Source organism: Dyella sp. 05T440 (assembly GCF_056395965.1).
On record NZ_JBFTKN010000016.1, the window covers coordinates 83,656 to 97,068 of the forward strand.

Consider the following 13,413-nt stretch of genomic DNA (forward strand, 5'->3'; position numbering starts at 1 on the left):
ATAGACGCTCCTACTACTTACGCTCCCCAAACCGATAAGTCGCCTGCAGGTAATACGCCCGCCCATACACGCTGTAATTGCTCGAGTTATACGGCGCCCCCGACGTACCGGGATAACTGCCATCACGCGGCGGCATCGCATCGAACAGATTGTTGACCTGCATCGAGAGCAGCAGGCTGGGCATCGGTTGGTACGACACGCTGGCGTTGTAGCGGATCCATGGCGCCAGGACGCCTGCGCCGGGATAGTCGTAGCCATTGTTGGCGGCGAGATAGTTGGGTGTCTTGCCGTAGCGGTTGGCGTAGAGAGTGGCTGACCAGTTGCCGCGATGCCAGTTGGCCGAGGCGTTGGCGCGCGTCTTGAAATCGGTGCTCCACGTGGGGTCGCGCAGACGGTCGACCATCGGATCGCCGGCATACGGTTGGTAGTCGTGCTTGAGCATGTCGGTGTAGGTCGCGGTGAAGTTCAGGTCGCCATAACGCCCTATGCCGAAGCCGTAGCGAAAATCCGCCACCAGCGCGCCGATGACACGGCGCGAGACATTGACCTTGGTGCGATAGATCGACGTGATATCACCGATGGTGCCGTCGTTGGCAACGCCGGTACTGCGGGTGATCTGCGCCAAGGCTGTGCGGCAGGACGGTGTATTGATGTCCCGTTCGCCGAGCCGGCACAGCATCTCGTCGTTGAGCAGCGAGTCCACGCTCTGGTTCTGCACTTCGCCTTGCACGTTCCAGTGCAGGTAATCGACGCTGACCGCCATGCGGGACAACGGCGACCACACCACGCCGTAGCTCCAGGCGTTCGCTTCGATCGGCTTGAGCGCCGGGTTGCCCGACTGCTGGCCGAAGTACTGCACGTTGCCGTAGCGGGCCGGGCACTGGTCGATCTTGGGTCCGCGGTAACCCAGCGCGGCGCAATTGTAGTAATCCGTGGCGCTGCTGTAGAAGCCGCTCAAGCCCTGGAACTGATCGGATAGCGTCGGCGCCTTGAAGGCGGTGCCGACCTTGCCACGCAGCAGCAGCGTTTCGATCGGCCGATACTCCAGGCCGAGATTCCAGGTGGCGCTGGCCACCTGCTTGCCGGCCACCTTGTAGCTGTCATAGCGCGCCGACGCATCGACGGTCAGCTGACGCCACACCGGGGCGCGCAACTCCAGCGTGCCGGCGTAACGCGAACGATGGCCCGCACCCTGCACCGCTGTCGTGCCCCACACACCGCCATTCATCAGACGCGCATCCGGTGTGTAATCCCACCCCTGGTTGCCGGCTTCCACCACCGCAGCGATGCCCGCATCGCCACCCGGCAAGGTGAACAGCGAGGCGTTGGTGAGCTGGCCGCGCGACAGGTTGTCCCAGGTCTTGCTGCGGCTGCTGGTGTAGCCGGTGAAACTGCGGAAGTCGGCGACCGACATGGGGGTGTAGAACGCAGCGTAGTCGGGCGCGAAACTGCGATAGCCGCGGCCGCGCGGGTCCGGCCCCAGGTCGGGGCCCAGCACGTGACTCACGAAGTAGTCGTTGATGGGGTCGGTCCAGCGCGCAAAGCCACGCTGATTCAGCTGGTCGTCCGAATGCGTAAAGCCAAGGTCGTAATCCCACGCGCTGGAGCCCAGGCGCCCTTGTGCGCCCAGCGTGAGCATATAGGCGTTCTCCAGGGACTTGTTCATGATGGAGTCGTAGCCGCCCACGTCCTCCGGCGAAAAAGCGCGCTGCATCTGCACGTAGTCGCGCAACTTCGTGTCGTAGAAGTAGCGGTACTTGGCGCTGCTACCCCACCACGTGTAATTGGAGCCTGTCGCGTAGCGGGTCTCGTTGTAGTTGTAGAGCAGGTCGCCGTACAACTGCACGTGTTCGCCCGCATCGTAGCTGGCGTGCGTATACAGCTGCGCGTTCTCGGTAGCGTTGGCGAGCGTGCGGTAGCCCGGTGAATAGAACGAGCCGCAGTAGCTTCCATTGGGCGAGCGCACGCGATAGCCGGTGGTGCCGGCAAACTGTTCGGTCACGCGGCTGCAGGCGCTGGCGTCGACCTTTTCCACGTTGATGTAGCGCCCGGTGATGCCGCTCACCAGCAGATAATCGCCGCTGGCGATCGAAGGGCCGGTGCCGTCGGTATTGCGCCGGCGGGTAAGCTCGCGCTGATAGCCCCAGATCGGATCGACGTTTTCGTATTGAACGCCGCCCATCAGGTTGAAGCGGCCTCGCTGAAATCCGTCGCTGAAGCTCATCCGCCGGCTGACGCCACCGCCCTCCTGATAGAAGCCGTAACGCGCGTCCAGCGACGCGCCATCGACATGCTTCTTCAGCACCACGTTGATCACGCCCGCGATCGCATCCGATCCGTACAACGAGGACTGCGCGCCCGGCAGGATCTCGATGCGATCGACCAACTGCATCGGGATGCCGGACAAGTTGTTGAACACGTCCCGGCCGTTGTACAGCGCGGGGAAATTGCCCATCGGCCGGCCATCGATCAGGTATTTGGTGAAACCCGGCGGCATGCCGAACAGGCTGAGTGTCTCCGCGCCCTGGGTGAACGAGGCGGAACTCTGCGCACCCTGCACGCTGCCCGTGGCCACCGAGGATTGCTTCAACGCCTCGGCCACCGTGCCGAATCCGCGCGCCTGCAGCGACTCGCCGGAGATGATGATCAACGGCGCGGCGGTTTCGATCTCGACCTGAGGGATCAACGAACCCGTCACCGTGATCGTTTCCAGTTTCTTGGTGGCGGGCTTCTGATCCATGCCGGCCTTGCGGCTATCCGTTTCCGCAGGGCGTGCGGATGCCTGCGGATCGGCGGCGATATCCGGCGACACGCTCGCTGCACACAGACCCAGCAAGGCGATGGCCAAGGTGGATCGACGGCGATAACGCCGCGCGCCGGCATCCATCACGGGCGATCTTGCTGCTTCGTGAGGCGGCGCACTCCACACAGTGTGCGATGCGAACGGGCGCGATGCGAACGACGGACACGTGCGTACCTGCAGACCTGGCCTAGCCATGATCGATTCCTTATGTCGTGAGAGGGTGGTTGGCGGATCGCGTGAGCGGCCATCAAGGGCGGCTAACGGAAGTCGGGCGGTGATTCGGCGCGCGCAGCGGAGCGGCCAGTGGTTGAGATACCTCGCGCCTCGCGCGCCAGGTCGTAGCGCGCCTGCAACACCAGCCAATAGAGCGCCGATGTATCCAATGCGATGGCGAGCCGTATCGCGTGCCTTGGCGTAACGGATCGTTCGCCGGCGAGGATTTCCTTGATATGCACAGCAGGGATGCCGGTGCGGCGTGCGAATTGCGCGGGGTTGAGCCGCTCCGTACGCATGTAGTCGTGCAGCAGCACGTCCCCGGGCGAGCGCAGGCGCAGCGACGCATCGACGCCCAGGCGCGGCGCCAGTCTGATCAGTTCCATGGATTTCCTTCCCCTGTCGGACACGCCCTCAGAACGGGCGCGCACTTACGGTCATTCGCGTCAGCGAATGCCTGGTAGGTACATCAGCGATCCCCAGGTGGCGACGCACCGCCATGCAGGCCGATGCGCCGCCGGGGGGAGATCAATGGCCGGGTGGATAGCTCACTCGAGGCGCGTCGCCGAGCAGCCTGGCGTACTGCAGCAGGCAGTGAACTGCGGTATCGAGACTGGTGATCTCCGCCTCGGAAAGCGGCCACACCAGCGATCTGGCGGGGAATCCACCGGCTCTCGCCTTGCGCCATCGATCACTGTCGTGATGCAGGCGCGTCAGCGTGAGCACCGCCAGGGCGATGTCCGCGCGAGTGCTTTGCCGGAAGGTTTTCGGCCACGCGACGCCTGCGGGAGAAAGGGCGTTGGGCGAGCCAGTGAAGGTGTCGTCAGCGGGAACTGACGGGCGAACGCGTGACGTATGATCGCGGGTAGCCATGATCAACTCTGAGGTAGTTGGAGATGGTTAGCGGGTCGTGGGTGTTGGTAGCACTCACGGCTCGCGATTCATGACTTGGGGGTCATGGTCATCCGCGATGCGTTACCAGAAATATCTGCTGCGCGGATGGCTAAAAGAAACTAGCAATCGGCGATTCGAGCGTCTGTCGGGATTCGATGGGGTGGGCGTGCGCTTTGCGGAGCGTGGTGGGTGCGCGAGCGCTGTCTGGAGTTTGTGTCAGCGCGCGCGCACTGGCTCTACGCTAGGTTGGTGTGGAGGCGGCGGATCAGTAATTGGCGTATTCGCCGACCGGGTTGGCTGGACCGAGAACTGCTACGGCCGCCGCGACCCAGCTAGTGCACAAAACCTGGGGTAGCCACCCGTCTTGAACCGAGCGGCTCGAGCGTTTGCCAATTCTACTTAAGCTGATAGAAGGGACGTAGGGCTTCTCGCCAGCATTCCGAATCGCACGTTGCCTTCGAGGTGTGGGACAGTCGTTATTCGCGCGAGACCAATGACCGACCTTGGCCGCGTTGAGTTCTCGATTACGATGCACTGCACATCTTCATTCAGGCGGGTGGCGCCCGGCGATGCTGGCAACATAATCCCAAGCACTTAGGAAAAACCATATTCCGTGCTGGACGTCACAAGATGAAGTTGTTTGCCTCTTCCACTCGGCCTATTGACGCTGCCAATACCTGCCAAGCGATACTGTTGCCTAGTCAGGCAAACTGACGATTCGGGGGAATCACATCGCGCCACGGGGATAGCGACTGTCCAGGATGCTGAGGCGTAGGGTGGCGCGTTTGATTCGCCAGTTCCATTGGCCGGCGAACAAATTTCGCGCCTTCCTGAACGTCCCTAAGCATGCAAACGCGCTAGTCCCGTCTTGCACCGAATGATCGGTGTGTAGGCGCATGTGCTCGCCCAACATCGCTTCAGATTGCTGCTTACCTCTGTTAGGAGCAGCTGCATGCAGTTTCGTTCGCTTCGATCCGCCCTGGCTGGCTGCATTGCCGCAGCACTCCTGCTTAGTTCAGCAGCCCATGCGAAGGATTTTACACTTACCGCCGAAACTGTTGACGGCAAGTCCGTATCTGATGGCGGCCAAGTCACCGTCACCGCCATTGGGCCGCAAAATGTCTTTTCCACAGGGATGTTGCAGGTCCCGGGCGCGAAGCTACCGCCTTCCTTCAGCCTCGTCGGCAAGACGGCATACCTGTTCATCTCGAACAGTAAAAAAACTACCTCCAACGATCCAAGTAAGGACCCAAGCGGCTGCGGTAACAATGTGGGCAAGCCCATCCAGGTCAGCACGGGCACCAGCTACGAGACCTATCCGCTCTTCCAGCTTCCAGGCGAAATGGGGCTCTCTTACATCCTTTATTACAACACCAGCTTCATCGGCGGCTGGTCCGATAACTTGTCGTATGGCATGGACCTGCAGTGCGGCACCGATCCAAACATCTGCAAATACATTACATATGGACGTCCGGACGGATCGTCGCTCATTTTCGACGGCAAACCCGGTGTTGGACCCTTTACCGAGCGAGGCGGTGGCGGCCTTGCCACATTGAGCTACAACGCCAGTACGGGTGTCTACACGCTTCACGATGAAGACGCGACTACCAAGACGTTCGTCGCCGATGCGTACGGACAGAGCGCACATGTAACGTCCATTACCAACGCGTCGGGCATTGGCTGGACCATCGCGCTCACTACCGCGAACGGGGTGAGCACCTGGGTCGTAACCCATACCAACGGGCGGTCGTACACCATTGTCAGTGGCCCAGGCTATAGCCATATCGTCGATGGTCACAGTGTTGCATCCGTTCCTGTTACGTATACGGATCCAGCCGGAAACGTCTATACGTCCCAGACCGATAACTCCCTGGACACCCTGACGTTTCCGGGCACACCAGCGACGGTTATCAACTTCAAGGCCATTTCCAATGGTATGGAGGTCGATTACAACGGTGTGCCGTATGACTACACGACTTTCATCACAACAGCAGGGGACCCACATTTGGGCTGGGCTAACGCCAACTACCTGGCTGATAACACCGAAGGCGTTTTCATAAACTACGGCACTGATGGTGCCGGCAATCTCCAGGCCACCCTGACTAACTCGTTGGGTCATCAGTCGACTCAAACGTATGACGGAACGAACGGAAGTGGCGGGGCCTACAACGGCTACCTTTCGCTAATCAGTGACTCGGCGGTGGCGACGTGCAGCGCGACTACGCACGGTCGCGCATATGACGCCAATGGCAACTTGTCTGAGGTGATCGACAACAACGGCAACATCCATACATACAACTACGCTGCGAACGGCCAGTTACAGACGGAGACCGAGGCGTACGGAACACCGCAGGCTCGCACGACGGATTACGTGTGGGACCCCAATCAGCAGCTAAACCGGCTGCTGAGCGTGACGGTGGAGGGTTGGCAGAACACCAGCTACACCTACACTCCGCAAAACCGCATTCAATCAGTGACGGTGAAAAACCTATCGGCAACCGGCGTTGCCAATCAGACACTCACCACTACCTACAATTACACGTTGTATGCCAACGGCATGGTGCAGTCCGTCGCAGTGACGAATCCGTCACCGAATGGTTCTGACACCACAACGACGCAGTACGATAGTTACGGAAACATTACCTCCGTTACGAACGCTCTCAATCAAAGCACCAACTCCAGTAACTATAATGCTCTGGGAGAGGTAGGGCACGTTGTTGGTCCAAACGGCGACGTTACCGACTACACCTATGACGCGCGCGGTCGTGTGGCGACCAAGACTACCTATCCCAACGGGTCCGGCGCTACATGGACCTATGGTTACGATGGTTTCGGCATGCTCTACACGCTGAGCGGACCTGATGGTCAGGTCACCACGTGGAACCGCGACCCGTCTTCCATGCGCGTGACCTCAATTACGCACAACGACAAAGACGGCGCCTCCACGGAAAGTTTCAGTTACGACGCCAATGGGGATGTTCTTGAGCACAAGGTGATGCGTGGAAGCGTCGTCGGACTTGATGAAAACTTCCATTACGATGCCCTTGGCCGTATCTATCAGAAGTTAGGCCAAAATGGGCAATCGCTGACCTATGCCTACGATGGCAACGGCAACATGTCGTCGGTGACAGACGCCACAGGGCACTCTGTAGTCAAACAATACGACGCTCTGAATCGAGTTACACAAGTTACCGAGAGCGGCGGCGCCAGCCCCGCCATGCCGACTACGGCACCCACGATTAATGTGCCAACCAGTAATACAACGGGGACGTACACTGTCAGTTGGAACAGCATCACTGGTGCCACGTTCTATGTGCTGCAGGAGAAGGTAGGGAGCGGGGGCTGGAGCACCGTTCAGAACAGCTCGGCGATTACGTGGTCGCCCACGAACAAGGCCACGAACACGTATAGCTACCAGGTCAAAGCGTGTAACTCGACGGGCTGCAGCCCCTTCAGTGGCACGGGCGCAATCAACGTGGCGATCCCAACTGCCCCCACGAGCCCACCGAGCCTCACTGTCCCCAGCAGTAGCGCCAACGGCAATTATACCGTCAGCTGGACTGCAGTCCCGACCGCGGGCACCTATACGCTGCAGGAGCAGGTAAATGGGGGCACTTGGAACACGATCCAGAGCGGCACGACTCTGAGTTGGAGCGTCAACGGGCGAACGAACGGAACTTACGCGTACCGCAGCGAGGCCTGCAATGGCCTCGGTTGCGGTCCATGGAGCAACACCGGAACGATGGTGGTTGCGTGGCCGCCGATTCCTGCGGCTCCAGCGATCAGCGTGCCCGCGCGAAACTACAACGGCTCGTACACTGTCAGTTGGAGCTCCGTAGCCAATGGCGTGTCATATCCTCTTTATCAATCCGTCAATGGCGGTTCTTGGACTCTAGTTCAAAACAGCGGAGCAACAAGCTGGACTGTGGGCAGCCAAGGGGATGGTCAGTACAACTATCTCGTTTCGGCCTGCGATATCAGCGGGTGCGGTTCGCAGAGCGGCGGAGCCGTGATAGTCATCATTCCCACGCCAATTGCCTTCAACGGCCTCTCACTGACTGGTTCCTATGCGGGTTCTACAGGTACTGGAAACGAGGGCATAGGCTTCGACATCGTCAACGGGAACACCTGGGAAGTTTTTCACACGATCCCCGGCAATACCCACGTGGTCATCACCAGCGGCGCACTTCCCTATGGTGCATCGACGGTCCAATTCACATGGACCGATCAGGGTGTGCCGGCTGGCATGACCAACGCTGCGGGCAGCATCACGAGCAACCAAGCTAGTTCGCCAGTGTCGATCGCGAGCAATCCCTCCACCATGTATCTGACGGGGACGTTCAGCATGAGAACGGCAAACGCAGCGCACCAATGGGGATTGCGAGTGGATTTCTTCGATACGACTGGCGTGAACGTCTCGTCGTCCAGTGGAACCTTAACCGGTGAAGTGCTGAGCACCCTATGATGAGCATCGAACTTCAAAGAAGAACGTCGCCGTTGGTGCGCCTGGCTATGCGCTCTCCCAACGCCGACGCACATCATCGACCCTCATTGCCCACTTGCGTCGCCCTCATTGTCGGCTTGGCACTCACCGGGCAGGCACCTGTGACTCACGGTCAAACTGTCACAAAATTCAGCTACGACGCGGGGGATCAGGTCAACCAGGTAACCGATCCACGAGGGTTGGTTACAACTTATGCCATGGACGCGTTCGGAAAAAAGTGGCAGCAGACGAGCCCTGATAGCGGGACAACGAACTATTCCTATGACAGTTACGGTCGGCTGTCCAACCTGACGCGTGCGGATGGAGGGCAGACGACTTACGCATACGACGCAATCAATCGTCGTACTAGCGAGACTGCGAATGGGGTCACACACACGTTTACTTGGGACAGCTGCAACAATGGCGCTGGTCGCGTGTGTTTAGTCTCTGACGCAACCGGTAGCACGTCATACGTATATAGCCCCGAGGGCTGGACGATAGGGCGAGGCTTTTCAATCGGAAGCACGAGCTATTCGCTCGGCTATGGCTACAACGCCCTTGGTCAAGTTACTTCGGTGGTGTACCCAGACGGCAACCAAGCCCTATATAGCTACAGCTACGGAGTGATCTCGGGCGTCCAGGTGAAGATTGGTAGCGCCATCTCGAATGTCGCAACGTCCGTGAGCTACCTGCCAAAGAACGCTGACATGGTCCAATGGACGTCTGGGAACGGTCTCGTCAACACGAGGAGTTACGACACCGATGGTCGTTTGACAGGGGTTGCCGCGTCTGGCGTCCAGGGTCTTGGCCTGACTTATGATGCAGCTGACCGCGTCACCGGCATCACTGATGGCGTAGATACTGATATGTCTCAGTACTTCGGTTACGACACCATGTCGAGACTGATTTCTGTTCAGTCAAATGCGGATAATGAAGCATTTCAGTACGACGGCAACGGCAATCGTACTGGCCAAAACAACAACGGCAATGCAATTAGCTTTGTGATCACTCCGGGAAGCAATCAAGTCACGAATCGGACCGCGGGCCTCAACATAAACTACGGATACGACTTACGTGGCAATTTGACGACGGTGTCTGGCGTACCGTACTTCAGCTACGACGCGTTCAACCGGATGAGCGGCGCTAACGGTTCCACGTACTATGTAAATCCAGAAGGCCAACGACTGCAGAAAGTGTCCAGCGGGGTAACGAGCTATTTCGCCCCTGACCGCTCTGGGCCGCTGATGGCGGAATACCAAGCGTCGAATAATTGGAGTGACTACATCTGGTTAAACGGGCGGCTCATTGCTCGTGTCAATCAGGGGCAGGTGCTGTCAATTCATGACGATCAGGTCGGCCGCCCAGAAGTGATGACCGATGGCACGCAGGCCGTGGTGTGGCGCGCGCGAAACACGGCATTTGACCGGACCATTGTCGTTAACAACGCCGTACCTTTGAACATCGTGTTCCCGGGGCAGTACTATGATTCGGAGTCCAACCTGTCTTACAACGGATTTCGAGACTATAGCCCGCTTCTAGGTCGCTATATAGAGAGCGATCCGTTGGGATTGGCTGCAGGCACTAATACATATGCCTATGTGAGCGGAAATCCGCTGAGCCGCATTGATCCATTCGGCCTTCAGGACAGCATCACGGTTAACTACTACGGCGGAGGGACGGGCCATATTGGTACATCCATTAACGGGGGGCCATCGTTTGGATATTACGGCGGCGGAATTGGCCCATCGGGATTCTTATCAGGTAGCAATGCTCAGGGTGCCATGCTCCCGGATGCCCAGTATCAGGGAACGCCAACACAGACGGTTACGATCAATGTCACTCCGCAGCAAGCTCAAGCTGCACAAAGGCGAATTGACGATCTTCTTCGACATCCAGGATCCTACAACTTGTACTCCAACAATTGTGCAACGACGTCGGAGGACATTCTACGAAAGGCCGGCGTTGCGCACGTTCCATCCGACATCTCCCCAGGCTCTTTGATACAGGACTTGAACTCTCAGTATGGCCACTAATCGACAACTAGAAAGAGTGCTGGCTGCAACGATCCTTGCTATCTCGGTCGTTGCTTGCAGCGGAATGTCGGATTTAATTTGGTCTCAAAGCAAGTCCGTGGAAATTGGCTCTTCCGATTTTCATGAGTGTGTTTTAACTGCTGTAAAGCAGGTGCCAGGAGTTCTTGTGGATGAAAGACTTTCAAATAGCGCCAACGTTGCTTTGAAGGTGAATCTTGACCATGCGAACGCGGCTTTTGGCGCAAACATCCAGAGACGCCAGGGTGGGACTGTGGAAATCTTATTCTCCGGAAAAGGGGCGTCCGAACCGGACGAACTTCGAAGGGCGATTACACCGTTGCTCGATGACATTGCGGCCGCGCTCACTCGGTCGTGCAACGGCCGCTGAATACGGCGTGCGAAGCCGAAAGCGAAGGTCAGGGTGTACTTTCCACGTGCTCGACTTTGGGGCGACCAGGCTTGTACTCGACCCTGCTTCGACTCTTACTTCGGCCAGATACCTGAGGTCATGTCCGCTTTCGGTCCCAGGGAAATGGTGTCAGAGACAATTATGCATAGCTGAGCCAACCGAATTGGCCCTGACATCATTCCTCCGTTTCGGCTGTTTCCAATGCATCGCCTAGCGCATCACCGCAGGAAGACATTGTTGCGATGATAGTCGAGATAGTTCGCCTGCTTCGGATGGAAGACTCCGCATCCGTTCGCGCAGGCTTCGCTCAATCCAAGCCGATCCAAATCGACGTGATCGAGCTTGCGCGACAGCATCACATCTCCATCGTCTTCAAAGCTAATAAACCCTCGATCGAACAGCCTGTCGACATGCGGCGTGAGCAAGAGGCCGTTTGCCCCATCAAGTCGCTCAATGGAGTTCTCGCAAAGACGCCACGGCTTGATATGACTCGCAATCAGCAGCCGTGGATTGCTCACTTTGGTGAGCCTGCATGAGGACTCGAAGTTGAAGATGCTTTGACGAAAGAGACCTTGCCCGTAGCGAGACTTAACCACCTGCTCTTTAGTCGTCGCATCCAATCCCGGATCATCACGAATGATGGCCTGTATGGCATCGTCGATGCGCGCGAGTGGCGCATCAACCTGGGACGCCTCCACCTCATAACCCGAGTCGGGAATACCCAGGGGCCCGATGAGGAACTCATAGACCTCGCGACCCACCTCAGCAAGGTAAGCCACCTGATTGCCGTTGCCCGTGCCGGGTTGGATGGGCGAATACTTATCCGGCAAAAGAGGTCCAAGCTCTTTGATATGGTCCTTCGGCCGAACAGGCGTAGCTAACGGCTCCCACAACACAGGCAGCAGCCACCCCTCGTCGTCCCAGTAATGCCCCGTAGAACCAAAGCTATCCGGCTTCGGAGCCGGACTCGCGTAGTCCTCGACATACCCGACATACCGAATCAGACCGCCTGCAAACGACAACACAACATCGCCAGGCGCCGCGCCCCGCATATTGTCGTAAAACAGATTCCGCGCCCCATGCGCCGCCCGATACGGCGACCACAGATAGTGGAACTGCCACTGGGCAATGCGGCCTTAAAGACGATCTCAACACTGGCACCGGCGTAAAAGATCGCGTCCCGAGCGTTGCCGTCGAGAAGGGCATTTCGCGCCCGCTGAAACTCATCCTTAGCGCCTTGGAAATTGGCCAGCGCCAAAATGGGGCTCACCCCGGCGACTAGCTCATCTGCCAGGTAATCATTGTCGACGAGAAATGCCTGGCCAGAGAGGCGTAATCACGGAAGGTATCGTTGACGGCGCGTTGCGCGTCGAGTAGCCGGTCACGTTCAATCCAAGCGCAAAAGCATTCGAGTACATCCAGGACGGCTGCTACGTTGCCTCTCAGAATCCTAGCCTCCAAAAAGCCCTGGCCGCCGTCATCGCTGCTTAGCGGCAGCCCCAACAGTCTTCGATAGACAGGCTCGATCTGCTCGAGATCTGAAGACAAAATGATCCAGCTGGGATTGTACGGTTCACTGTATCCGTAGGGTTCGTTGAGAAGGCTTAGCGTTCCCCATAATCGACGTCTAACTTCGAGCCTGAGGTCAGGCAGCTGACCTTCGGCCACTAGTGCGCGATGCCGTAATGAGAAGGGTTGACCGCCTGTCCTGAAAGAACTGGCGCCTGCTGTTCTCGCGGGTTTTCCACCACGTTTGGACCATGGATGATGGCAGCCATTTACCCGTGACTTCTTCGTCGGTTGGTTGGCCTCCAAAGTGGTCACGGCGCCAAGCCGCCAATTGGGCGACTTCCGCCACTGGCGGGCTAAGCCCTCTCTCGAGGGCGGATCTGGTCTTAAGAGCGAGGACCACCAAGACTTGCCGGATTTTGCTGTTGGCGGTTTCTTCCTCAAGCCAACGGTTGAATAGACCGAGGGCCGAAAGAGTCTGCGAACCGGTTTGCGCCTCTTTGTCCATGTTTACCCCCTCCCATTCCTTCCAGTCTGGCCACCTTCTTAACGACGGAGGCCAGGCATGGCAAGGGACCAATCAAGACAGGCAGGCTGGCAGGGGATGGGCATCCCCTTTGGATTCAAAGACGGCAGGATGTGGGAACCCATGGAAGTCCCTCGGGGGCAGCTGTGCGGATGTCAGTGCCCTAGCTGTGGTGTACCTCTGAATGCAAAACACGGTAATGGTGGCAGGCGGCCTCATTTTGCTCATGTGGGCGCTATCCAAGGGAGTTCGTGCGCGGAGACGGCGTTCCATCGCTATGCCAAACAAGTACTAGTTGGGACCTCAGCGTTACAGCTTCCGGCCTGGACGGGCGCTGACGGCATGCCTAATCCCCCTGAGGTCAAGGACGACAACGGCAAGGTTCACTGGGGAGTGAACGTCCTTTGGCCTAGCCGCGTAATTCCCATCTGGGATGGCCGACTCGAGGTGGACTGCGGGCCTTTTCGACCAGATGTCACGGTGGAGGATGGTGATGGTCCGTATATGGACTCCTCCCCTTTGCCAAGCATCTCTTAGCTCTGG

7 protein-coding genes are annotated in these 13,413 nt (G+C 58.3%); 3 read left to right on the forward strand and 4 right to left on the reverse strand.

Annotated features, from left to right (window positions below; all coding sequences use genetic code 11):
* Positions 1-13: 13 nt before the first annotated feature.
* The 3 genes from AC1DE1_RS18200 to AC1DE1_RS18210 form a co-directional block, all read right to left on the reverse strand.
* Positions 14-2,887 (reverse strand): TonB-dependent receptor domain-containing protein, encoded by a 2,874-nt coding sequence (locus AC1DE1_RS18200; RefSeq protein ID WP_477177769.1) that lies wholly within the window; start codon positions 2,885-2,887, stop codon positions 14-16.
* A gap of 173 nt (positions 2,888-3,060) precedes the next feature.
* Complete coding sequence (locus AC1DE1_RS18205) at positions 3,061-3,402, reverse strand: HigA family addiction module antitoxin (protein ID WP_477177763.1); 342 nt, start codon at positions 3,400-3,402, stop codon at positions 3,061-3,063.
* Positions 3,403-3,544: 142 nt separating this feature from the next.
* Positions 3,545-3,889, reverse strand: coding sequence for a hypothetical protein (locus AC1DE1_RS18210; protein ID WP_477177762.1), 345 nt, complete (start codon positions 3,887-3,889; stop codon positions 3,545-3,547).
* Between the two features lie 973 nt (positions 3,890-4,862).
* On the opposite strand from AC1DE1_RS18210, the gene AC1DE1_RS18215 reads away from it, so the two are divergent.
* The 3 genes from AC1DE1_RS18215 to AC1DE1_RS18225 are packed head-to-tail and all read left to right on the forward strand — an operon-like array spanning position 4,863 to position 10,814.
* Positions 4,863-8,375 carry a hypothetical protein gene (locus AC1DE1_RS18215; RefSeq protein WP_477177761.1) on the forward strand — a complete coding sequence of 1,171 codons (3,513 nt, stop codon included), beginning with the start codon at positions 4,863-4,865 and terminating at the stop codon, positions 8,373-8,375.
* Entirely contained in the window at positions 8,375-10,426 is a 2,052-nt protein-coding gene (locus AC1DE1_RS18220) for an RHS repeat-associated core domain-containing protein (protein ID WP_477179242.1), read from the forward strand. Before AC1DE1_RS18215 ends, AC1DE1_RS18220 begins: the two co-directional genes overlap by 1 nt.
* Positions 10,416-10,814: a hypothetical protein gene (locus tag AC1DE1_RS18225; RefSeq protein WP_477177759.1), complete on the forward strand. Its 399-nt coding sequence runs from the start codon at positions 10,416-10,418 to the stop codon at positions 10,812-10,814. Before AC1DE1_RS18220 ends, AC1DE1_RS18225 begins: the two co-directional genes overlap by 11 nt.
* Before the next feature lie 239 nt (positions 10,815-11,053).
* Here the strand turns inward: AC1DE1_RS18225 and AC1DE1_RS18230 are convergent, their stop codons facing one another.
* Positions 11,054-11,860, reverse strand: a complete 807-nt coding sequence (locus AC1DE1_RS18230) for an HNH endonuclease (protein ID WP_477179243.1) — start codon at positions 11,858-11,860, stop codon at positions 11,054-11,056.
* Positions 11,861-13,413: the final 1,553 nt, after the last annotated feature.